The 23,113-nt window shown below is 51.9% G+C and carries 17 protein-coding genes and 1 pseudogene; 10 read left to right on the forward strand and 8 right to left on the reverse strand.

All coding sequences use genetic code 11. The features are described from left to right. Positions 1-45: 45 nt before the first annotated feature. The 7 genes from R9X49_RS01680 to R9X49_RS01710 all read left to right on the forward strand — a co-directional run bounded on the left by R9X49_RS01680 (position 46) and on the right by R9X49_RS01710 (position 11,908). Positions 46-2,091, forward strand: coding sequence for a discoidin domain-containing protein (locus R9X49_RS01680; RefSeq protein ID WP_319846961.1), 2,046 nt, complete (start codon positions 46-48; stop codon positions 2,089-2,091). A gap of 178 nt (positions 2,092-2,269) precedes the next feature. Further along, the gene (locus tag R9X49_RS01685) at positions 2,270-4,303 is read left to right on the forward strand and encodes a discoidin domain-containing protein (RefSeq protein ID WP_319846962.1); all 2,034 of its coding nucleotides are present in this window, start codon (positions 2,270-2,272) and stop codon (positions 4,301-4,303) included. 163 nt (positions 4,304-4,466) lie between these two features. Further along, entirely contained in the window at positions 4,467-6,464 is a 1,998-nt protein-coding gene (locus tag R9X49_RS01690) for a discoidin domain-containing protein (protein ID WP_319846963.1), read from the forward strand. Between the two features lie 287 nt (positions 6,465-6,751). Beyond that, positions 6,752-8,905 (forward strand): carbon starvation CstA family protein, encoded by a 2,154-nt coding sequence (locus R9X49_RS01695; RefSeq protein WP_271874106.1) that lies wholly within the window; start codon positions 6,752-6,754, stop codon positions 8,903-8,905. A 145-nt stretch (positions 8,906-9,050) separates the two neighbouring features. Further along, complete coding sequence (locus R9X49_RS01700; protein WP_039353071.1) at positions 9,051-9,254, forward strand: YbdD/YjiX family protein; 204 nt, start codon at positions 9,051-9,053, stop codon at positions 9,252-9,254. 16 nt (positions 9,255-9,270) lie between these two features. Next, positions 9,271-10,272, forward strand: coding sequence for a GTPase (yjiA, locus tag R9X49_RS01705; RefSeq protein ID WP_319846964.1), 1,002 nt, complete (start codon positions 9,271-9,273; stop codon positions 10,270-10,272). Between the two features lie 253 nt (positions 10,273-10,525). Then, the gene (locus R9X49_RS01710) at positions 10,526-11,908 is read left to right on the forward strand and encodes a glycoside hydrolase family 28 protein (RefSeq protein ID WP_319846965.1); all 1,383 of its coding nucleotides are present in this window, start codon (positions 10,526-10,528) and stop codon (positions 11,906-11,908) included. 108 nt (positions 11,909-12,016) lie between these two features. On the opposite strand, the gene ybaK is transcribed toward R9X49_RS01710, so the two are convergent. Beyond that, a complete protein-coding gene (gene ybaK / locus R9X49_RS01715) occupies positions 12,017-12,496 on the reverse strand; it encodes a Cys-tRNA(Pro)/Cys-tRNA(Cys) deacylase YbaK (protein WP_319846966.1) in 480 nt (159 codons plus the stop codon). Positions 12,497-12,566: 70 nt separating this feature from the next. Beyond that, on the reverse strand, positions 12,567-13,385 hold the full coding sequence (locus R9X49_RS01720; RefSeq protein WP_319846967.1) for a TraB/GumN family protein: 819 nt from the start codon (positions 13,383-13,385) through the stop codon (positions 12,567-12,569). A gap of 215 nt (positions 13,386-13,600) precedes the next feature. Here R9X49_RS01720 and R9X49_RS01725 point away from each other — a divergent pair. Both R9X49_RS01725 and R9X49_RS01730 read left to right on the forward strand, forming a co-directional pair. After that, a pseudogene (locus tag R9X49_RS01725) lies at positions 13,601-13,777 on the forward strand (type II toxin-antitoxin system HicA family toxin); the annotation flags it as partial. A 27-nt stretch (positions 13,778-13,804) separates the two neighbouring features. Then, positions 13,805-14,236, forward strand: a complete 432-nt coding sequence (locus R9X49_RS01730) for a type II toxin-antitoxin system HicB family antitoxin (RefSeq protein WP_180742286.1) — start codon at positions 13,805-13,807, stop codon at positions 14,234-14,236. 95 nt (positions 14,237-14,331) lie between these two features. Here the strand turns inward: R9X49_RS01730 and copA are convergent, their stop codons facing one another. Continuing rightward, positions 14,332-17,055 (reverse strand): copper-exporting P-type ATPase CopA, encoded by a 2,724-nt coding sequence (copA, locus tag R9X49_RS01735; protein WP_319846968.1) that lies wholly within the window; start codon positions 17,053-17,055, stop codon positions 14,332-14,334. 116 nt (positions 17,056-17,171) lie between these two features. On the opposite strand from copA, the gene cueR reads away from it, so the two are divergent. Then, positions 17,172-17,588, forward strand: coding sequence for a Cu(I)-responsive transcriptional regulator (cueR, locus tag R9X49_RS01740; RefSeq protein WP_319846969.1), 417 nt, complete (start codon positions 17,172-17,174; stop codon positions 17,586-17,588). A gap of 57 nt (positions 17,589-17,645) precedes the next feature. Here cueR and R9X49_RS01745 read toward each other — a convergent pair whose 3' ends face one another. The 5 genes from R9X49_RS01745 to nrdA form a co-directional block, all read right to left on the reverse strand. Further along, positions 17,646-18,101: an NfeD family protein gene (locus R9X49_RS01745; RefSeq protein WP_319846970.1), complete on the reverse strand. Its 456-nt coding sequence runs from the start codon at positions 18,099-18,101 to the stop codon at positions 17,646-17,648. Then, the gene (locus tag R9X49_RS01750; RefSeq protein WP_319846971.1) at positions 18,101-19,015 is read right to left on the reverse strand and encodes an SPFH domain-containing protein; all 915 of its coding nucleotides are present in this window, start codon (positions 19,013-19,015) and stop codon (positions 18,101-18,103) included. The genes R9X49_RS01745 and R9X49_RS01750 overlap by 1 nt, the downstream gene beginning before the upstream one ends. Positions 19,016-19,281: 266 nt before the next feature. Beyond that, positions 19,282-19,542: a class I ribonucleotide reductase maintenance protein YfaE gene (gene yfaE / locus R9X49_RS01755; protein WP_010284079.1), complete on the reverse strand. Its 261-nt coding sequence runs from the start codon at positions 19,540-19,542 to the stop codon at positions 19,282-19,284. A gap of 3 nt (positions 19,543-19,545) precedes the next feature. Then, on the reverse strand, positions 19,546-20,676 hold the full coding sequence (gene nrdB, locus R9X49_RS01760; protein WP_319846972.1) for a class Ia ribonucleoside-diphosphate reductase subunit beta: 1,131 nt from the start codon (positions 20,674-20,676) through the stop codon (positions 19,546-19,548). Positions 20,677-20,799: 123 nt separating this feature from the next. Then, a complete protein-coding gene (nrdA, locus tag R9X49_RS01765) occupies positions 20,800-23,085 on the reverse strand; it encodes a class 1a ribonucleoside-diphosphate reductase subunit alpha (protein WP_319846973.1) in 2,286 nt (761 codons plus the stop codon). Positions 23,086-23,113 lie beyond the last annotated feature (28 nt).

Raw genomic sequence — 23,113 nt, forward strand, 5'->3', positions numbered from 1 at the left:
TAAGTGATACTCCCTGTGCCTTTTATTAACGGAGTCATCAACACCATGAAAGACATTAATATTGAAATCAATGTTTGTGACAGTACAGGCAAAGCAACATGTACCGTTCATCCCCCTATTCAGGTTAATCCCCATACCTGCTGCCATTCAGATCATGGCGGCGATCAAGAACCCGGCGTCTCCGGCGTTGCCTCCGTATTCGGACGGACTGGCGTGGTCACTGCACAAGTCGGCGACTATACGGCCGATCAGATTACTGAAACCGCCACCAGAAAATTTGCCACACCGGATGAAAAGGCGGCCTGGAATGCAAAGCAGGATGCATTAATCTCTGGCACCACTATCCGTACGCTCTTTGGCCAATCGCTGTTGGGCAGCGGTGATGTTTCGCCGACGCCAGCGCAACTCGGGGCTGCGGCTGTCGGGCATACTCACACCACCGCGGAAATCACTGACTACACACAAAAAACGAAGCAGCTTATCCATTCCTCGCTGGAAGCCGGGGCGGGCGTGACGCTGAGCTATAACCCTGTGGATGAGAAAACCATTATCAGCGCGGTGGGTGGTTCGGGCACAGGCGGTTCTGGCTATATTGTTGCCGATCGTCAGGGTGCAACAGCGGGACAAAATCATGCATTCAGCATTAGCCCACAAAGTACGTTTAATCTCGCAGCATACGCGCTGAAAGAAGTCGCAGGCGCGGTGAATCAGACTTATGTGGTGGATGATTTCAATGCGTCGAGTGAGCCTAATTACAACGCGACGAGTGCGGTTATTTTTGACGGTATGGCTAGTCTTTATACTGGTTCAAACTATCAGTTCATCCCTGACGGGGATTTTTATTCTGCTGAAATAAAAGCAGATGGAAAAGAGGTAGACATTTCGTTAATAAATGCATCTTCTTCATCTGTTATTCCTTTAATGACGTCTAATACATTACCTGTAGGTTATACAGCGAGTGCGTCTAATGAGTCTCTAGGGACCTATAAAGCCTTTATCGCATTCGATGGCTCTAATAATTCAGGCCCTCCGCCTAACTGCTGGGGAACGGATGGCACATGGGTACCTTCTGTTGCACGTCCTCACTGGCTACAAATTGATTTACCATCGAAAGAAGCCATCGGTGGTTATCAAATTACTAACCGTAGCCAAATGGATATGGGGAATGTGCGAACATGGAAACTTCAGGGCAGTAATGATAATGGTGTAACATGGAGTGATTTACATTCCGTTACTGATGATATGAATAATGATCCCGGTGCGGTGAGAAACTTTACACTCTCACAATCCGCTAGTTACAAAACTTACCGTTTGTTAATTACGGCTATTAACGGTAGTAGCCCATATGTCACTATTTCAGAATTAAAATTTTTCCCACCGAATGAAAAATTCATCATTAACACTGGTGGGAAAAACTATGGTTTCTTAGGAAGCGTACTGACTGAAATCACTGGTGAGCTGACTGCTGAAAAAATAAATCTGTTAGGTGTATCAAGTGTTGATTCGTTAAATACGACACTGCCTAATTTAACTACTTCTGTAAAACTGATTTCTGCTCAGCCGATTAGTGTGCGTACAATATATATCCCATTAGCACAGTCAGTAACTCAGAAATTATTAACATCAGCTGGCTCATGGTCACAGATTAATGCCGCAACGTTAACGGCAACGCAGACAGGCAACGGTAAAGTGCGTGTCGCCGTGACGTGGGATTTGGTGAACTGGCATGTCTTGCGGAACGGGGCATGGGTCGATGTTGGTGCGCTGTCAGCCAATACGGCGGGGGCAACGGCGTTGATTGCAGACGGCATGACACCAGCCGAGCTCGGCGCTGTTACGGCGGCACAGTGGACGCAACTGTTTTCATCCAATAACGGCGTGCCGGACTCACTCGCGTTCGCATTTGCGCTTGATATCACCGATCCGGTCACCGACGTAGCGACCATTGATCGACTGGTATTGAACGTCAATGATGCTTCCAGCTGGAAAGTGCAGACTCAGGCGGAAGTGGAGATCCGCTGGCGCACTGACAGCGTGACATTCCGCACTGCGACGGCAGGTAATTACAAACTGGCGTATCAGGTGCCGTAATTTGTCTCCTGATTCTCTATTCTATTGGCCGCGTATATCGCGGCTTTTTTTATTCTGGCTTTTATAGAAAAAGAAATTATAGAAAAGGAAACCGTAGATTAGTAAAGTGCTTTAAAATAATACCCCGGTCAAATAAGTGATACTCCCTGTGCCTTTTATTAACGGAGTCATCAACACCATGAAAGACATTAATATTGAAATCAATGTTTGTGACAGTACAGGCAAATCAACATGTACCGTTCATCCTCATACCTGCTGCCATTCAGATCATGGCGGCAATCAAGAACCCGGCGTCTCCGGCGTTACCTCCGTATTCGGGCGTACCGGTGTTGTCACTGCACAGCCAGGCGACTATACAGCCGATCAGATTACCGAAACCGCCACCAGAAAATTTGCCACACCGGATGAAAAGGCGGTCTGGAATGCAAAGCAGGATGCATTACTCTCTGGCACCACTATCCGTACGCTCTTTGGCCAGTCGCTGCTGGGCAGCGGTGATATCTCACTGACGCCAGCGCAAATGGGCGTTGCGGCCGCGGATCACTCGCACACCACCGCGGAACTCACTGACTACACACAAAAAACGAAGCAGCTTATTCATTCCTCGCTGGAAGCCGGTGCGGGCGTGACGCTGAGCTATAACCCGGTGGATGAGAAAACCATTATCAGCGCGGTGGGTGGTTCGGGCACAGGCGGTTCTGGCTATATTGTTGCCGATCGTCAGGGTGCAACAGCGGGACAAAATCATGCATTCAGCATTAGCCCACAAAGTACGTTTAATCTCGCAGCATACGCGCTGAAAGAAGTCGCAGGCGCGGTGAATCAGACTTATGTGGTGGATGATTTCAATGCGTCGAGTGAGCCTAATTACAACGCGACCAATGACGTTATTTTTGACGGTATAGCCAGCCTTTATACCGGTTCAAATTATCAATTAGTCCCGGATGGAAAATTTTACGCTGCCGAAATAAAAGCGGATGGAAAGGCGATAAGCATTCTTCAGAAAACACCGACCGTATCAGCAACGGTGGAAAGCATTATTCCTGTAATGACGGCTAATAACGCGCCAGCAGGCTACGAAGCAATCGCAAGTTCAAACAGCAGAGATCCTGGGGCTGGGTCTGCAATATATAAAGCTTTTAACCGATCTCAGGTTGGGGGAACTGATTCATGGACTAGCGATGGTGCGCCTTCTGTCTCATCGCCGCAATGGGTTGGCGTAAAACTCCCTGCGCCCGCGCTTGCGAAAGGCTATTCCGTTGTGACCCGTAATCAGTCTGGGTATTCAAACTCGCCGCGTACCTGGACGTTTCAGGGGAGTCATGATGGGGTTACGTGGGCAGTATTGCATACGATTACAAATGATACCCAGAATACGCCTGGTCAGAAACGCACGTATGTCATTAATAACGATATCAGCTATCAATATTATCGTATTCATATCACACTTGCGAATTATGGGATTTTATCATCATTTGTCGGCGTTGATGAATTAGAAATTTACGAGTCCCTGGATAAGTTTGTAATTAACTACGGCGGTAAAAATTACGGTGTCAATAATGGCTCATTGAAAGAGATTGACGGTGAGTTAACAGCGGAAAAAATTAGTGCTCAGGGAATTAGCAGTGTCAGTAACCTGACGTCACTCTTCACTAGCTCAGTCAAAGTCATCTCAAATTCAGAAATGAATATTGAGACGAAATACACGCCACACTCGCAGATCCTGACCCAGTCAGCATTGGCTTCATTAGTCAGTTATGGCCAGATTAATGCCGCAACGTTAACGGCAACGCAGACAGGCAACGGTAAAGTGCGTGTCGCCGTGACGCGGGATTTGGTGAAGTGGCATGTCTTGCGGAACGGCGTGTGGGTTGATGTTGGTGCGCTGTCAGCCGATACGGCGGGGGCAACGACGTTGATTGCAGACGGCATGACACCAGCTGAGCTCGGCGCTATTACGGCGGCACAGTGGACGCAGCTGTTCTCATCCAATAACGGCGTGCCGGACTCGCTTGCCTTTGCGTTCGCGCTTGATATCACCGATCCGGCAGCAGATGTCGCGACGATTGACCAGTTGGTGCTGAACGTTAACGATGCGTCCAACTGGAAAGTGCAGTCCCCCGCGGAAGTGGAGATCCGCTGGCGCACTGACAGCGTGACATTCCGTACCGTAACGGCAGGCAATTACAAACTGGCGTATCAGGTTCCATAATTCGCCTCTCGATTATCTATTCCAATGGCCGCTATTTTGCGGCCATTTTTGCTTCTGTATTTTATATAAAAGGAAACGATGGATTAGTAAAGTGCGTTGAAATAATACATTGGGAAAATAAGTGATACTCCTTATTCCCTTGATTAATGGAGTCATCAATACCATGAAAGATATCAATATTGAAATTAATGTTTGTGACAGCACAGGCAAATCAACCTATACCGTTCATCCTCATACCTGCTGCCATTCAGATCATAGCGGTGGGCAAGAGCCTGGCGTTTCCGGCGTTACCTCCGTATTCGGGCGTACCGGCATCGTAACCGCACAAGCTGGCGACTATACGGCCGATCAGATTACTGAAACGGCTACCAGAAAATTTGCCTCGCCGGATGAAAAAACGGCCTGGAATGCAAAGCAGGATGCATTACTCTCTGGCTCCACTATCCGCACTGTCTTTGGTCAATCGCTGCTGGGTAGCGGTGATGTTTCACCAACGCCAGCACAAATGGGCGTTGCGGCCGTAGGACATACTCATACTACGGCGGATATCACTGACTACACGCCAAAAACGAAGCAGCTTATTCATTCCTCACTGGAGGCCGGAGTAGGCGTAACGCTGAATTATAACCCGGCGAATGAGAAAACCATCATCAGCGCGGTAGGCGGTTCTGGCGCAGGCGATTCGGGCTATATCGTTGCCGATCGCCAGGGCGCAACGGCAGGGCAAAATCATGTGTTCAGCATTAGCCCACAAAATACATTTAATCTCGCGGCGTATGCGCTGAAAGAAGAAGTCGGTACGGCGAATCAGACTTACGTTGTTGATGATTTTAATACGTCGAGTGAACAAAGTTATAACGCGACGAATGCGGTTATGTTTGGTGATCTACTACATCTTTACACCGGTGTATCGGTACAGCTGGAAAAAGACGGTGAGTTTTATTCATCGCCAGTTCGCGCGGATGGGAGATTTATCTCGATCGAGCTACCTGATGTTAAAAGTAATATTATCCCTACAATGTCTGCAAATGATTACGAAGGGTTTAGTGCTGCATCCAGTAGTCAATTAAATGAAAACTCACCAGCATATAAGGCTATGAATGGCACAACAATAAACAATCTTGATGCGTGGTGGTCATCAAAAAAACCAACATCAGAATTTCCCCAATGGATACAGGTGAAATGCCCGAATCCAACCAAGACTGATGGGTTACGAATAACCAACATGAATACCCCGTATGCCAATGACTTGGCATCACCAAAGTCATTTCTATTACAAGGGAGTAATGATGGGGTAATTTGGGATGAAATATATTCAGTAGTTAATGATAGTCGAAATGGTAATCAACAGCTGCGAGAGTGGTCATTCCCCAAAAGTGAAGCGTATATTTACTTTAGGCTTAATATAACCGATAGCAATGGTAGTGGTAACTTTGTCCAAATTGGAGACCTGAAATTACTTTCAGCTAATGATAGTGTTCTGATAAAAACAGGAACAGGAGAATATTTTACGGCGAGTAACGGTATGTTATTTCCGGCTGAATTAAAACCATTTAATGGATTTTCCGATAGCGGGAAAATCATGGCATCACAGCTGGTTGGAAAATTACCGATATCTATTGTGTCCACATCTCAGCTGAATGTGCCAGTGAAATACGCACCTTACTCACAAATAGCAATTCAAAAATCACTGACGTCCGCAGTATGGTCACAGATTAATTCCGCAACGCTAGCAGCCACACAGACAGGTAATGGTAAAGTGCGTGTCGCCGTGACGCGGGATTTAGTGAATTGGCATGTCTTGCGGAACGGGGCGTGGGTTGATGTTGGTGCGCTGTCAGCCGATACGGCGGGGGCAACGGCGTTGATTGCAGACGGTATGACGCCAACTGAACTCGGTTCCATTACGGCGGCCCAGTGGACGCAGCTGTTTTCATCCAATAACGGCGTGCCGGACTCACTTGCCTTTGCGTTCGCGCTTGATATCACCGATCCAGCGACAGACGCTGCGACGATTGACCGACTGGTGCTGAATGTTAACGACGAGTCCAACTGGAAAGTGCAGTCCCCTGCGGAAGTGGAGATCCGCTGGCGTACCGATAGCGTGACATTCCGCACTGCGACGGCAGGCAATTACAAACTGGCGTATCAGGTTCCGTAATCGCGCACCACATTCAACGTGCTACTGGCCGCGAACTTCGCGGCCTTTTCTTCTCCGACCCATTTATCCCTGCCACTTAGCGCGTCATTCTAACCGCTTAACTCGCTATTCTGCCGCCTACCCAAATACCCGCCCCACGCGCGTACGCGATGACGTAATGTGCCGCCACGATTTTCCTTTATCCAAAATACGCGATGGCCTGCGTTATCGCGCAACGTCTTACCAGGGTTTCTTTTTCCACAGCTAACAAAATCAAACGATTGTAATTTTTAATTGAAGGATGTCTTATGAAGAGCAGTTCCATTCTTAAACACATCCCCTGGATGATTCTTGGAATCATCGGGGCTGCCTGCCTCGGCGTAGTCGCACTACGTCGCGGTGAGCATGTCAGTGCATTATGGATTATTGTTGCTTCTGTCGCCGTTTACCTCGTGGCCTATCGATACTACAGCCTGTATATCGCACAGAAAGTCATGAAGTTGGATCCGACCAGAGCAACTCCTGCCGTTGTTAATAACGACGGTCTTAACTATGTGCCGACGAACCGTAACGTCCTGTTCGGGCACCACTTTGCCGCTATCGCTGGTGCAGGCCCGCTGGTTGGGCCGGTACTGGCCGCGCAGGTCGGTTACTTGCCGGGCACCTTATGGCTGCTGGCAGGGGTAGTGCTGGCAGGTGCAGTACAGGACTTCATGGTTCTGTTTATTTCAACCCGCCGTAATGGCGCGTCGCTAGGCGAAATCGTTAAGAAAGAGCTGGGCCCTGTACCGGGTACGATTGCGCTGTTCGGCTGCTTCCTGATCATGATCATTATTCTTGCCGTACTGGCGCTGATTGTGGTGAAAGCACTGGCAGAAAGTCCATGGGGCGTCTTTACCGTTTGTTCAACGGTGCCGATCGCGCTGTTTATGGGCATTTACATGCGCTTTATCCGTCCGGGTAAAGTCGGTGAAGTCTCAGTGATGGGTATCGTGCTGCTGGTCTTGGCGATCTGGTTCGGCGGCGTGGTTGCACATGACCCGTACTGGGGCCCGGCGCTGACCTTCAAAGATACGACGATTACCTATACGCTGATTGGCTATGCTTTCGTGTCCGCACTGCTGCCAGTATGGTTGATTCTGGCTCCGCGTGACTATCTGGCAACCTTCCTGAAAATTGGTGTCATCGTCGGTCTGGCGATTGGTATCGTGATCCTGAATCCGGATCTGAAAATGCCAGCGGTAACGCAGTTTGTCGATGGCACCGGCCCGGTCTGGAAAGGTACGCTGTTCCCGTTCCTGTTTATTACTATCGCCTGTGGCGCCGTATCTGGCTTCCACGCGCTGATTGCGTCCGGTACCACACCGAAACTGCTGGCTAACGAAAACGATGCTCGCTTCATCGGCTACGGCGCCATGCTGATGGAATCGTTCGTTGCGGTGATGGCGCTGGTTGCGGCATCTATTATCGAACCCGGTCTGTACTTCGCGATGAACACCCCGCCAGCGGCGCTGGGTATTACGATGCCGGATCTGCACCGACTGGGCACGGCGGATGCGCCGATGATCCTGGCGCAGTTGCAGGACGTATCCGCCCACGCGGCGGCGACCGTTAGCTCCTGGGGCTTCGTAATTTCTCCAGAGCAGATTCTGCAAACGGCGAAAGATATCGGTGAACCTTCCGTTCTGAACCGTGCAGGCGGTGCACCAACGCTGGCTGTTGGTATCGCACACGTGTTCCACCAGATCATTCCTGGTGCCGACATGGGCTTCTGGTATCACTTCGGTATTCTGTTTGAAGCGCTGTTCATTCTGACCGCGTTGGATGCAGGCACACGTGCTGGCCGCTTCATGTTGCAGGATCTGTTGGGTAACTTCGTTCCGTTCCTGAAGAAAACCGACTCTCTGATCGCAGGCATCATCGGTACGGCGGGCTGTGTCGGCCTGTGGGGTTACCTGCTGTATCAAGGCGTGGTCGATCCGCTGGGCGGCGTGAAGAGCCTGTGGCCGTTGTTCGGTATCTCTAACCAGATGCTGGCTGCCGTAGCGCTGATTCTGGGTACGGTGATTCTGATTAAGATGAAACGGACACAGTACATCTGGGTAACGCTGCTTCCGGCGATTTGGCTGCTGATCTGTACGACCTGGGCTCTGGGTCTGAAACTGTTCAGCGACAACCCGCAGTTGGAAGGCTTCTTCTATATGGCGAACATGTTCAAGGGCAAAATTGCGGAAGGCGGTGCTGACCTGAGCGCGCAGCAGATTGCGAACATGAACCATATCGTGACCAACAACTATACCAACGCCGGTCTGAGCATTCTGTTCCTGATCGTGGTGTACAGCATTATTGCGTATGGTATTAAAGAGGCACTGGCCGCCCGTAAAGTGGCTGAACGTACCGATCAGGAAACGCCGTATGTACCGGTTCCTGAAGGTGGAGTGAAAGTCTCTTCCGGCCACTAAGTCACTCGCACCCGTCAGATTTTGCGAGACAGCTAGCAAGGCTGAATGTGAAAGATGACGGGTACAGATACCCTGTATAATGTATAACGTTATACAGGGTATTTTTTATCTAGCCGCTATCGCAGGCGATGGTCTGGAGGTAATGATGTTTGGCAATCTGGGAAAAGCAGGAAAATATTTGGGCCAGGCGGCGCGTATGCTGGTCGGTATGCCAGACTATGACACCTATGTGCAGCATATGCAGACCAACCACCCGGATAAACCTGTGATGACGTATGAAGAATTTTTCCGCGAACGCCAGCAGGCGCGTTACGGCGGAGATGGCAAAGGCGGGATGCGCTGCTGTTAACGACTTGGAACCTGTTATGACTCAACCTTTATCCTCTGATGTGGCAGCCCCCGTGTATGTCACTATTCTGACCGGTTTTCTCGGCGCGGGAAAAACCACCTTATTACGACATATCCTGAATGCCGATCACGGCTACAAAATCGCCGTGATTGAAAACGAATTCGGCGAAGTGCCGATTGATAATACGTTAATCGGCGAACGTGCCAGTCAGATTACGACCCTGAGCAACGGTTGCATCTGCTGCACACAGTCCAATGAACTGGCCGATGCGCTGCTCGATCTGATCGACGGCGTGGATAACGGCACGTTGGATTTTGATCATGTCATCATTGAATGCACCGGTATGGCCGATCCGGGGCCGGTGGCGCAGACCTTCTTCTCGCGTGACGTTATCTGTGAACGCTTTGTTCTGGATGGGATTATCACGCTGGTGGATGCAGTACATGCGCAGCAACAGCTCGATCAGTTCACCATCGCCCAGTCGCAGATTGGCTATGCCGACCGCATACTGTTAACCAAAACCGACGTGGCAACCGAAGACGAAACGCTGCTACCGCGTCTTCAGCGCATTAATGCGCGTGCGCCGATCTATCCGGTGGTGCATGGCGATATCGATCTGAGCGTACTGTTTAACATCGACGGCTTTGTTCTCGGCGATAATGTGCTCAGTGACAAACTGGACGTGAAAACGCCAGTATTTCGTTTTATTGCCCCCACGCAGAACAACGTCCAGTCGATCGTTGTGTATCTCGATAAGGCGGTTGAGCTTCAGTCTGTTTCCGATGTGATGGAAAACCTGCTGCTGCAATTCTCCGATAATCTGCTGCGTTATAAAGGTATTCTGGCCATCAATGGTGATGACCGCCGCCTGCTGTTTCAGGGCGTTCAGCGCTTGTATAGCGCTGACTGGGACAGAGAATGGCAGCCTGATGAAGAAAGAAAGAGCGTTCTGGTGTTTATCGGTGTGGATTTACCTGAACAGGAAATCCGTGACGCTTTTGCTCGCCTGACGGCATAGCATTACTCATCTTACCTGTGCTGGTCGCTCTGACCAGCACCACTCCTTATCCCGCTTACGTTGCTCACTATCTGACAGAACCGCATTCACCCTATGGCGATCGGCAAAATGTGAATAGGGCAATTGCACAGAAAAATTCATACCTTATTGTAATTATTACGAATACATCTAAAACGTGATCGCTTCTCGCTTTTTAATTGAATGAGAGTGTTACTTTATTAAAACGATATTTCATTTTTTAGTGAGGTTAAGTATGCGTAGTGGTCTTGCCCTGTCATTAATGGCTTCCTGCATCACATTGGGTATTCAAGCGGGCTCCGCACAAGCGGCCAGTGCAGTGAAATTCCCCGATAAAATCTGTGACGTAACGCAATACGGGGCCGAAGGCCACCGCTTACAGATCGCACTGAATACCCAGGCTTTCCAGAAAGCGATTGATGACTGTGCTGCGGCCGGCGGCGGAACGGTACACGTTCCTCGCGGTAACTATCTGGTCGACCCGCTGTTCCTGAAAAGTAACATCAGGCTGGATTTAGCGAAAGATGCGACCATTGTTGCTTCAACCGAAGAAGCCGCGTATCGCGCGACGGAAAAAACCAAGTACGCTGAAGCAGAAAATGGCTGGCTTCCTTTTATCAGCATTGCCGATGCGCAGAACGTGGCTATCACCGGTCAGGGTACCATTGATGGGCAGGGTGCCGTCTGGTGGGAACGCTGGCGTGCGAATATTCGCGCAACGGGCAAGAAAGGCGGCACCGATCGTCCACGCCTGATTTATATCAAAAGCTCCAGTAACGTGCTGGTGGACGGCGTCACGCTCACGCATTCTCCAAGCTTCCACGTTGTGATGCGCTATTCACATGATGTGGATGTCAATGGCACGCGAATTCTGTCGCCGTGGCATGCGCCAAATACCGACGCTATCGACCCGATCGACAGCCAGAACATCCGTATCACCAACAACTATATCGACTGTAATGACGACCATATCGCGATAAAAGCCGAGAAGCCGGATAGCCGCTTCCCGAATGGCGTTGTCGATAACATTTATATCGCCAATAACATCCTGAAGCAGGGGCGCGGTATCTCTATCGGCAGTGAAACCTCCGGTGGCGTGAATAACGTGCTGGTCGAAAATAATCAGTTCGAAGGTTCCATGTACGGTATCCGCATTAAAACCCTGCGTGGTAAAGGCGGCGAAGTGAAAAACATCACCTACCGTAATACCAAAATGGTGGATGTCGAAATCCCGCTGGTCTTTGCTGGCTACTATAAAGCCGCGCCGATAGTGCAGGCTGAGGTTGATAAGATGCTGGCCGAAGGCGGCTTCACGATGGGCGAGCAGATTTATCCACCGGATACCGATCCAGAGCAGCCGTTTGATCAATACAAAACGCCGCATTTCAGTAATGTAACGATTGAGAATCTGGAGTCGACCGGTAAGACCAAGGCGGCGGCATATATCATCGGCGTGCCGGAAGCCCCGCTCAGTGGTTTCCACTTTGATAACGTGCGCATTGATGCAGATAAAGGGATTCGCGTAAGGAATGCGGAACTGCAAACCAAAGGCCTGACGGTGAATGTGAAAGAAGGCCCGGTGATGCAGTTGGATAAAGGGGCAAAAGTCGATCAGTAATGGGTTATGAAGCGGTAGCGGGGGGGCACACTGGCCGTGGAGTCCTCTGCTACCTGCTTCACTTTTAGGCACATCGCCCGACAGGTTGAATTCTTTTAATAGCAAGCATTAATCATGCTTGGCGATATCGGCAAAGGTGGCGCGCAGCAGTCGCGCCAGATCGTCTGCCGATAGCTCAATATCCAAACCGCGTTTACCGCCGGAAATGAAAATGGTCTCGAACTGACGTGCCGGTTCATCAATTACGGTCGGCAGCAGCTTCTTTTGCCCAAGCGGGCTGATTCCTCCTACCAGATAACCTGTGACACGCTGAGCGATAATCGGATCGGCCATATCGGCTTTTTTGGCCGACAGCGCGCGAGCAACTTTCTTGAGGTCCAGCATTCCTGAGACCGGCGTGACGGCTACGGCGAGGTTCTTCGCATCACCATTCAGGGAAACGAGCAGTGTTTTATAAACCTGTTCTTGATTCAGTCCCAGTTTTCTGGCCGCTTCCTCGCCAAAGTTGGTTTCGTCGCTGTCGTGGTGGTAGCTGTGTAACGTAAAAGCGATCTTATTCTTTTCGAGCAGATTGACTGCGGGTGTCATGATTTCACTATCCTTAACCCTTGAGCGGGTCTTATCTTGCAGACGCGGTTGCGCGCCATAATGTGTTCTTTTACTGCGTTGCGGAATGACCGTTGTTGAGCAGAGTAGGTAAATTCTCATCGCCATACAGATGCAGTGCGCCGACGGCCACAACGTAGTTTCCGGGCGGTAGCGCCTGAAGTTGCTGTTGCCAACGACGGTTACGTTGACCCATCAGCAGGTCGGTCATTTCATTACTGAATGTCGCAGGGATATCCGGCTTATATTGGCCGGGCCTGCTGTCTAGCCACCAACCTACCATCGTTTGCAGCAGACGTGCGTTGGTGTGCCAGTGTTTAATTGTATCTTCCAGTAGCAGCAGACCGCCCTGTGGTAGTTGCTGTAACAAATCAACCTGCGTCTGCTGCCCTTCCAGTTCGATAACCTGAATACCGTGAGATTTCGCCGCGTTAATCAACTGATAATCGATGCCGTAGTCGGGGCGTAAGCCCAGTAACTGCGCCTGTCTTGCTTGCAGCATCAGCGCGGCCTGCCAGGCCGGAAGCGTATTGATATTGCTCTCATCGAAAGAGAGCGATTCGCAGATTTTTTGCAGCTGGCGGTAATTTTCTGAGCTGAGGCGCTGCACGAGCGGCGGATCGGCGTCACTGTGGCCGAAGGGGGAATGCGCATCAGAGATATCGGCTTCGACGATGAGGGCGGTTGCCTGACGGAGCTGTTGCAGCAGCGTATCGGGTAGCGGTGCCATATCCTGACTGCCCATATGAATACTGCCGACCAGATGCAGCTGTCGTTCATTGGTAAGCTGAACGTCTATCGCCGGGTAGGCATAAGCCAGCGGTGAAATAAAGCCAAGAAAAGTCGCGATTCTACGCAGCAGTTGCCCCATTGATTCCGTCTCCTGATGTGGGAATAACTATGCTAAACGCTAGATGCGGAACAATACAAGGTATACCAATCCTAAGGGCACTGAAGCCTCAGTGTTTGGCTGATCGTTCATTATCGATTTTCCCTGCATGTAAAATATTGATGGTGTGTATTGGTGTGTATTGGTGTGTATTGGTGTGTATTGGTGTGTATAATAAAATCAGGTTAGGAGGATATATGAAATCAACTGACCTGATAAAGGAACTGGCAGCGGCAGGTTGTGAGTGCAAACGGCATAATGGCGGAAGCCACCAAATATGGTGGTCACCCATTACTGGAAAAACGTTTCCGGTGCCGCATCCCAAAAAGGATTTACCACTTGGAACTGTCAAATCCATCAAAAAATGGCGGGGATCTAATCCCCGCCTTTTCGGAGGCAATATGTTTTTTTCAGTCGGTGTGGAAACGCCAAAAGATGATGCTACGGCATATGGGCTGATCGTTCCGGCATTGTGTACTGATGATTACGGCTGTTTCTCTGCGGCTGACAGCCAGCAGGATATCGCACGCATGGCGCGGGAAGCGATTTTAGCCCTTATTGATGAAGCGGTGAGTCGCGGAAATCTGGACATTAAGCGACTTAATGATGCTGGGCATCTGATCTATGCGGCGATGCCTGATTTTGCGGACTATGATAGTTGGTTTGTGCTGGATGTGGATCTATCGGCTTTTGAAGGAAAGCCACAGCGATTGAACATTTCACTTCCTGATACGTTGATACAGCGTATTGATAATCGCGTGCGAGAGCAGCCGGGTACTTATCGCGATCGCAGCCACTTTTTGGCGGAAGCTGCACGCCATGAGCTGGAGTGAGCCTGGTTAGATAGGTCTGGTTGCAGGCGATAAAAACCGCGACGATTTTCGGAAAGGCCAAACGCGGCGCGCTGTTGAGACGCGCCGCGTTTGTATTACTCACTTTTAGGTTTAAAGCGCAGCAGGCGGTTGGCGTTGCTGACAACCGTGATGGAGGAGAGCGCCATGGCGGCACCGGCTACCACCGGGCTGAGTAGCGCGCCTGTCAGCGGGTAAAGCACGCCCGCGGCAATCGGGATCCCCAACGAGTTATAGATAAACGCGCCCAGCAGGTTCTGCTTCATATTGCGCAGCGTGGCATTGGAGAGCGCTAGCGCATCGGCGACGCCGTGCAGGCTGTGGCGCATCAGCGTGATGGCGGCGGTTTCAATCGCAATATCGCTGCCGCCTCCCATCGCAATGCCGACATCGGCCTGCGCCAGCGCTGGCGCATCGTTGATGCCGTCACCAATCATCGCCACGCGTTTGCCTTGAGCCTGTAGCTTTTTGATGGCCTCCGCTTTTCCGTCGGGCAGCACCCCGGCAATCACCTGGTCGATACCTGCTTCTTTCGCGATGCTCTTCGCCGTGAGCGGGTTGTCTCCCGTTAGCATGACGAGCTGATAGCCCTGCCGGTGCAGACGCTGCAAGGCGCTGACGCTATCCGCGCGCAGCGGATCGCGGATAGACAACACCGCGATGATGCGACCATTCGCCGCAAGCAATACTGGCGTGATCCCGCGCTGAGCCTGCTCGTTGATCAGGGCTTCACCTTCGGTGATATCGACCTGATGCTGTTTGAGTAGTGCCGGATTCCCCAGCAGCAGATTGGCATCGCCGATCTTGCCGCTGACGCCGAGACCGCGCAGCGTACGGAACTGCTCGGTTGGCGTGAGCGTCAGATTCTCTGCTCGTTCAAGAATCGCTTTTGCCAGCGGGTGATTTGAGCCCTGTTCCAGCGAAGCCGCCCAGGCCAGCGCCTGTGCTTCCGTCACGTCACCGAAGGTATGAACCGCCACAACGCGCGGTTGCCCCTCGGTTAGCGTACCGGTTTTGTCAAACACCAGCACATCCAGCTTGCTGGCCTGCTGTAAAGCATCGGCATCCCGCACCAGCACGCCAAACTCCGCGGCACGTCCGACGCCGGAAATAATCGACATCGGCGTTGCCAACCCTAGCGCACAGGGGCAGGCAATGATCAGGACGGTCGTGACGATAATGAGCGTGTAGACCACCTGCGGCTGCGGCCCAACGAAGAACCAGATCGCGCCGCTGAGAAGTGCGATAGCCACGACGACGGGAACAAACACGGCAGAGATGCGATCTGCCAACTGGCCGATAGCGGGTTTGCTGCTTTGTGCCTGCCTGACCAGCCGGATAATGCGCGACAGGGTGGTTTGGTTGCCGATCGCGTCCGCCCGGAAGAGAACGCTACCGTCGGAAACCAGCGTACCTGCGTGCACCGTATCGCCAGCCGTTTTGGCTTGCGGAATTGGCTCCCCAGTCAGCATGGCTTCATCCACCCACACTTCGCCTTGCAAAATCTCGCCATCGACAGGAACACGATCGCCGGTTGTCAGGCGCAGCGTCATGCCGGCCTGCACATCGGACAGCGGAATCGATTTCTCACCTTCTTCTGTCACGACGCGGGCGGTGGGCGGTGTCAAATCCAGCAGCCGCTCCAACGCACGAGAAGATCGCTGGCGAGCACGCTGTTCCAGTGCATGACCGAGGTTGATTAAACCGATGATCATGGCGCTGGCTTCATAATAAAGATGGCGCGCCGCCATCGGGAAAAGATCCGGCCACAGATTAACGGTAATGGAGTAAAGCCAGGCCGCACCCGTTCCCAGCGCGACCAGCGTATCCATCGTTGCGGCACCGTTTCTCAGGCTACGCCAGGCATTACGGTAAAAATGACTGCCAGCCAATACCATCACCGCCAGCGTCAAAATACCGATGATGAGCCACGGTGTTTGGCTTTCCGGCGTCAGGCTCATGCTGCCGCCCAGTACGCCCCACAGCATCAGCGGAACACCAAGCAGTAAGCCCAACGCGGCCTGCCATTGGAAACGGCGGATAGCCTGTTGAGAGGTTTGCTGCTGGCGTGCGCGGCGCGCTTCTTCATCCTGAATGATTTCCGCGCCATAGCCCGCTTGCTCAACGGCGGCAATCAACGCTTCCGGTTCAGCATGACCGCTGACCAACGCACTGCGCTCGGCCAGATTGACCCGCGCTTGCGTGACGCCGCTGACGTTTTGCAGCGCCGTCTGTACGCGGTTTACGCAGCTGGCGCAGCTCATGCCCTGAAGCAGGAGCTGCACGCTGTCGTCATCGCGGGTGGATGATGTGGTTGTTGCCGGAAGAATACTCTCGGCCGCTGGCAGCGCTTCCGGCGTCGTCGCTACCTGTGCCAGCGGCTCAGTTTTTGGGTGAACACTCTCCTGCACGCTGGCGTGATAACCCGCTTCTTCAATGGCACTAATCAGCACCGTGGCCTCCACGTTGCCATACACGGTTGCCTGCTCTGTAGTGACATCCGTCGCCACAACGCCGGGAATAACTTCCAGCACTTTACGCGTAGCCGCGACGCAGTGATTGCAGCTCAGGCCGGAAAGCTGGAGGGACACATCCGGCGTAGTAGCAAGCTGTGCTTCGTAGCCAGCCTGTTCAATGGTGTCGATCAACGTTTGTGAATCAACGTCGCCGCTGACGCTGGCGTACTGTTGTGTAACGTTGGTTTGTTCGACCGCAGGCAGCGCATCCAGTGCTTTTTTAACACGTTGGACACAGTGCCCGCAGGTCAGTCCCTGCAATGACAACACGACGGTTTGTGACATAGTAATTTTCTCCCGTGATCACAGCCGGAGGTGAAAGACGTTGACCGGCTATCTGATTTCTACTAGTTATTGGGTAAGGTAAACCTTCTAGCAAGGGGAGGGTCAAGGGGGAAATCATGAATATCAGTGATGTCGCGAAAAAAACCGGTCTTAGCAGTAAAACCATTCGCTTCTATGAAGAGAAAGAGCTTCTGACTACGCCGCTGCGTTCTGAAAATGGTTACCGTAGCTACGACGATCATCACGTCGAAGAGCTCACGCTGCTGCGCCAGGCACGTCAGGTTGGTTTTAATCTGGATGAATGCCGGGAGCTGGTTACGTTATTTAACGATCCGCTGCGGCGAAGTGCGGATGTAAAAGCGCGTACCTTGCAGAAAGTGCAGGAAATCGAGATGCATATCGAAGAGCTAAAAACGATGCGTGAACAGTTGCTGGCGCTGGCCGAACAGTGTCCGGGTGACGGCGGAGCGGACTGTCCGATAATCAATAATCTGGCGGGCTGTTGTCAGAAAAGTAAGTCGTCGGAAGCGTAAATTACCAAAAAGTAAGCCGTCATAAAGGGGAGACGGGCTCCCCTAAAGTGTGTGCGGTTAGCGCTCCGTTGGGCGCACATGCAGCGTGATACCATCAATAGCAATCACTTCAACATGTGTACCGGCGGGCAGATCCTGCTCTGATTTCACACGCCAGCTGCTGTCACCGATGTTTACCCGGCCGAAACCGTTAGTCACCGGGTCGGTCAGCGTAGTGCGCAGGCCGATCAACTGCTGCCCGCGCTGGTTGAGCGTTGACTGTGGGCGTGACAGCGTCCGTTTACGCAGCCAATACCACCAGAGCAGCGCTGTGACGATCGTCAGGATGGCAAAAATCGTTCCCTGCCATGGCCAGCCCAGCGGCATAACCCACGTGAGTAACCCAACCAATACCGCTGATAAGCCGCTCCACAGCAAATAGCCACTGGCGCCCAGCATTTCGGCGGCTAAAAGCAGACCGCCGAGCGACAGCCAGAACCAGTGCGCATTTTCCATCACCAGTTCAATGCCCATTATTGACCTCGGCTGCTTTTACTATCTTTAATCAGTTCTGTGATCCCACCGATGGCTCCCATCAGGTTGCTGGCTTCCAGCGGCATCATGATCACTTTGCTGTTATTAGAAGAACCAATCTGCTGCAGCGCGTCGGTATATTTCTGTGCAACAAAGTAGTTAATCGCCTGAATGTTTCCTGCTGCAATAGCTTCGGATACCATTTTGGTGGCCTGCGCTTCTGCTTCTGCCGCACGTTCACGCGCTTCAGCCTCCAGGAATGCGGACTGACGCAGACCTTCGGCTTTCAGGATCTGCGACTGTTTTTCCCCTTCGGCTTTCAGGATCGCGGCCTGACGCACCCCTTCAGCTTCCAGAATATCAGCACGTTTGTTACGTTCCGCTTTCATCTGTGCGTTCATCGCGGCAATCAGTTCAGCTGGCGGACGAACGTCGCGGATCTCAATACGGGTGATTTTAATGCCCCACGGGTTGGTCGCTTCGTCCACGATATGCAGCAGGCGAGTATTGATGCTGTCGCGCTGAGACAGCATTTCGTCCAGCTCCATAGAACCCAGTACGGTACGGATGTTGGTCATCGTCAGGTTGACGATAGCCTGTTCCAGATTGCTGACTTCATAGGCGGCGCGCGCCGGATCGATAACCTGGATAAAACACACGGCGTCGATAGTGACGTTGGCGTTATCTTTCGAAATGATTTCCTGTGAGGGAATATCCAGTACCTGTTCCATCATATTAATTTTGCGGCCGATGCGATCCATAAATGGCACGACCAGATTAAGTCCCGGCATCAGCGTTTTGGTATAGCGACCAAACCGCTCCACAGTCCATTGATATCCCTGAGGTACGATTTTGATGCCTGACCAGACGATGATGAGTGCAACAAAGATCAAAATAGGAATGACGGTAAACATGTATTAAAACCTCCAGGTTGTTTTATCCCCGTCATACTTCAAGCTGCATGTGCGTTGGATTCCCTTACTCACCCCAGTCACTTACTAGTGTAAGCTCCTGGGGACTCGCTCGGTCTCCGCCTGCCTGCAACTCGAATTATGTAGGGTATATATCGGTCAAAAGACGATTTCAGCGGGTAGTGTAACTTACTTGAGTATGAATGCGGGCAGGAAATGTACCTGCCTGCGAGAGCGAGAGGAAAATTAGCCTGTGGGGAATAACGGAGCTAGATATCGAGCTCGATGTCGCCCTGCGGCATGCAGCAGCAGGGGAGAATTTCATCCTGTTGGATGCAGGCCAGCGGAGTTTGGCGATACGCGACTCTACCTTTTACCAGACGCAGCCGGCAGGAACCGCAATAGCCAGAGCGGCACTGGTATTCAATGCTGACGCGGTTGGACTCCAGCACATCCAGCAGGGAAGGGCCGTCGTCTGAGCAGGAAAACTGCGCACCGGATGTGCGCAGCGTGATCGTTGGGTTGCTCATCGATTACAGTTGGAAATCGCTCAGATCGTCGTCGCTGATTTCTGAATCGATCTGACCGACCAGATAGGAGCTGACTTCAACTTCCTGTGGCGCGACCTGCACGTTATCGGATACCAGCCAGGCGTTGATCCACGGAATAGGGTTAGTGCGCGTCTGGAACGGCAGCGGCAGCCCAACCGCCTGCATGCGGATGTTGGTGATGTATTCCACGTACTGGCACAGAATGTCTTTGTTCAGACCAATCATTGAACCGTCACGGAACAGGTATTCCGCCCACTCTTTTTCTTGCTGAGCGGCGAGCACGAACAGGTCATAACACTCCTGCTGACACTCTTCGGCAATCTGCGCCATTTCGGGATCGTCATGGCCGGAGCGCATCAGGTTCAGCATATGCTGCGTGCCGGTCAGGTGCAGCGCTTCATCACGAGCGATCAGCTTGATTATTTTGGCGTTGCCTTCCATCAGTTCACGTTCTGCAAAAGCAAACGAGCAGGCAAAGCTGACGTAGAAGCGAATCGCTTCTAGCGCGTTTACGCTCATCAGGCAAATATACAGTTGTTTCTTCAGCGAACGCAGATCTACGGTCACGCTTTTGCCGTTAACCTGATGTGTGCCTTCACCCAGCAGATGATAGTAGCCGGTCATTTCGATCAACGAGTCGTAGTAACCGGAGATATCTTTGGCACGCTTTAGAATCTCTTCGTTCGTCACGATATCGTCAAACACCAGCGACGGATCGTTCACGATATTACGAATGATATGTGTGTAAGAGCGTGAGTGAATGGTTTCCGAGAAAGCCCAGGTTTCTACCCAGGTTTCCAGCTCAGGGATAGAAATCAGCGGCAGCAAGGCCACATTCGGGCTACGACCCTGAATCGAATCCAGCAGCGTCTGGTATTTCAGGTTGCTGATAAAGATGTGTTTTTCATGATCGGGCAACGCTTGATAGTCGATACGATCGCGCGACACGTCGACTTCTTCCGGACGCCAGAAGAAGGACAGCTGTTTTTCGATCAGCTTTTCGAAAATTTCATATTTTTGCTGATCGAAACGGGCAACGTTAACAGACTGACCGAAGAACATCGGTTCTAGCAGTTGATCATTTTTATTCTGTGAAAAAGTGGTATAGGCCATGAGTTTCTCCAAAAAAATGCCGGAAGCATTTTTTAACGCCGCTTGTGAAGGCCCATAGAGGGCGGGCAGCGACGCCTGCTATAAAAGGATGAAAAGGCTGCATTGCAGCCTTTCATTATTGGCTTAAATCTTACACGCGCCGCCTTCACAGCCGTCATCCTGCGGTTCTGCCAGCAGGTCGTCCTGTACGTCTTCTGCGCCGTCACGGGTGTTTTGGTAATACAGCGTTTTCACGCCGAATTTGTAAGCCGTGACCAGATCTTTCAGCAACTGTTTCATCGGCACTTTGCCTGATGGGAAACGCGACGGATCGTAGTTGGTGTTAGACGAAATTGCCTGATCGACAAATTTCTGCATAAGACCGACCAGTTGCAGGTAACCATCGTTGCCTGGCATTTCCCACAGCAGCTCGTAAGCGTCTTTCAGCGTTTCGTACTCTGGCACGACCTGACGCAAAATACCGTCTTTGGATGCTTTGACGCTGATGTGTCCGCGCGGTGGTTCAATACCGTTGGTGGCGTTGGAGATCTGAGACGAGGTTTCAGACGGCATCAACGCAGACAGCGTGGAGTTGCGCAGGCCGTACTCTTTGATGTCGTTACGCAGCGCTTCCCAGTCGAGATGCAGCGGTTCGTTGCAGATCGCATCCAGATCGCGCTTATAGGTATCGATAGGCAGGATACCCTGCGAATAGGTGGTTTCATTGAACCACGGGCAGGCACCTTGCTCACGCGCCAGCACATTGGAGGCTTTCAGCAGGTAGTATTGGATCGCTTCAAACGTTCTGTGCGTCAGGCCGTTGGCGCTGCCGTCAGAGTAACGCACGCCGTTTTTCGCCAGATAGTAAGCGAAGTTGATCACGCCAATACCCAGCGTGCGGCGACCCATTGCCCCACGTTCTGCCGCTGTAATCGGGTAATCCTGATAATCCAGCAGGGCATCCAGCGCGCGTACGGCCAGCGTCGCCAGTTCTTCCAGATCGTCTAAGCTGTTGATGGCGCCGAGGTTGAAGGCAGACAGCGTACACAGCGCGATTTCACCGTTTTCATCGTTCACGTCGTCCAGCGGCTTGGTTGGCAGCGCGATTTCCAGACACAGGTTGGACTGGCGAACGGGCGCAATCTGCGGATCGAACGGGCTGTGCGTGTTGCAGTGGTCAACGTTCTGAATATAGATACGGCCGGTGGAAGCACGTTCCTGCATCATCAGAGAGAACAGCTCAACCGCTTTAATGCGCTGTTTGCGAATGCTGTCATCCTGCTCATATTGCACATACAGACGCTCGAACTCATCCTGATCGGCGAAGAACGCGTCATACAGCCCCGGCACGTCGGACGGGCTGAACAGCGTGATGTCTTCACCTTTTACCAGACGCTGATACATCAGTTTGTTCAACTGCACGCCGTAGTCGAGGTGACGAACGCGGTTACCTTCTACACCACGGTTGTTTTTCAGCACCAGCAGACTTTCCACTTCCAGATGCCACAATGGGTAGAACAGCGTAGCAGCACCGCCGCGGACGCCGCCCTGAGAGCAGGATTTCACCGCCGTCTGGAAGTGTTTATAGAAAGGAATACAGCCGGTGTGGAAGGCTTCACCGCCGCGAATCGGGCTGCCGAGCGCACGGATGCGGCCCGCGTTGATGCCGATACCCGCACGCTGGGAAACGTATTTCACGATTGCGCTGGACGTCGCATTGATGGAATCCAGGCTGTCGCCACATTCGATCAGCACGCAGGAACTGAACTGACGCGTTGGCGTGCGCACGCCCGCCATGATTGGCGTTGGCAGGGAAATCTTGAACGTGGAAATCGCGTCATAAAAACGTTTGACGTAATCCAGACGGGTTTCACGCGGGTAGCCAGAGAACAGGCAGGCAGCGACCAGAATGTACAGGAACTGGGCACTTTCGTAGATATCACCGGTGACGCGGTTTTGTACCAGGTATTTCCCTTCCAGCTGTTTAACCGCCGCATAGGAGAAATTCATGTCGCGCCAGTGATCGATGAAAGCGTCCATCTGGGAAAATTCTTCTGGGCTATAGTCTTCCAGCAGATGCTTGTCGTACTTGCCCAGTTCTACCATCTTGGTGACGTGAGTCAGCAGGGCTGGTGGCTCAAACTGACCGTAGGCTTTCTTGCGCAGATGGAAGATAGCCAGACGCGCGGCCAGATATTGGTAATCCGGGCTTTCGCGAGAGATCAGATCGGCAGCGGCCTTAATGATGGTCTCGTGGATATCGGCAGTCTTGATGCCGTCGTAAAACTGAATGTGGGAGCGAAGTTCGACCTGAGAGACGGAGACATTGTGTAAACCCTCTGCGGCCCAGGTAATGACGCGGTGGATTTTATCCAAATTGATTTTTTCTTTACTGCCATCGCGTTTAGTAACGAGCAAGCTCTGATTCATGTTGGGATTTACCTGTTGTGAAAATAAA

Source organism: Pectobacterium carotovorum (assembly GCF_033898505.1).
GTDB lineage: Bacteria > Pseudomonadota > Gammaproteobacteria > Enterobacterales > Enterobacteriaceae > Pectobacterium > Pectobacterium carotovorum_J.

Coding starts and splice junctions, on each gene's coding strand:
- R9X49_RS01680 (WP_319846961.1), top strand. CDS start 46: ATGAAAGACATTAATATTGAAATCAATGTTTGTGACAGTACAGGCAAA.
- R9X49_RS01685 (WP_319846962.1), top strand. CDS start 2,270: ATGAAAGACATTAATATTGAAATCAATGTTTGTGACAGTACAGGCAAA.
- R9X49_RS01690 (WP_319846963.1), top strand. CDS start 4,467: ATGAAAGATATCAATATTGAAATTAATGTTTGTGACAGCACAGGCAAA.
- R9X49_RS01695 (WP_271874106.1), top strand. CDS start 6,752: ATGAAGAGCAGTTCCATTCTTAAACACATCCCCTGGATGATTCTTGGA.
- R9X49_RS01700 (WP_039353071.1), top strand. CDS start 9,051: ATGTTTGGCAATCTGGGAAAAGCAGGAAAATATTTGGGCCAGGCGGCG.
- yjiA (WP_319846964.1), top strand. CDS start 9,271: ATGACTCAACCTTTATCCTCTGATGTGGCAGCCCCCGTGTATGTCACT.
- R9X49_RS01710 (WP_319846965.1), top strand. CDS start 10,526: ATGCGTAGTGGTCTTGCCCTGTCATTAATGGCTTCCTGCATCACATTG.
- ybaK (WP_319846966.1), bottom strand. CDS start 12,496: ATGACACCCGCAGTCAATCTGCTCGAAAAGAATAAGATCGCTTTTACG.
- R9X49_RS01720 (WP_319846967.1), bottom strand. CDS start 13,385: ATGGGGCAACTGCTGCGTAGAATCGCGACTTTTCTTGGCTTTATTTCA.
- R9X49_RS01730 (WP_180742286.1), top strand. CDS start 13,805: ATGTTTTTTTCAGTCGGTGTGGAAACGCCAAAAGATGATGCTACGGCA.
- copA (WP_319846968.1), bottom strand. CDS start 17,055: ATGTCACAAACCGTCGTGTTGTCATTGCAGGGACTGACCTGCGGGCAC.
- cueR (WP_319846969.1), top strand. CDS start 17,172: ATGAATATCAGTGATGTCGCGAAAAAAACCGGTCTTAGCAGTAAAACC.
- R9X49_RS01745 (WP_319846970.1), bottom strand. CDS start 18,101: ATGGGCATTGAACTGGTGATGGAAAATGCGCACTGGTTCTGGCTGTCG.
- R9X49_RS01750 (WP_319846971.1), bottom strand. CDS start 19,015: ATGTTTACCGTCATTCCTATTTTGATCTTTGTTGCACTCATCATCGTC.
- yfaE (WP_010284079.1), bottom strand. CDS start 19,542: ATGAGCAACCCAACGATCACGCTGCGCACATCCGGTGCGCAGTTTTCC.
- nrdB (WP_319846972.1), bottom strand. CDS start 20,676: ATGGCCTATACCACTTTTTCACAGAATAAAAATGATCAACTGCTAGAA.
- nrdA (WP_319846973.1), bottom strand. CDS start 23,085: ATGAATCAGAGCTTGCTCGTTACTAAACGCGATGGCAGTAAAGAAAAA.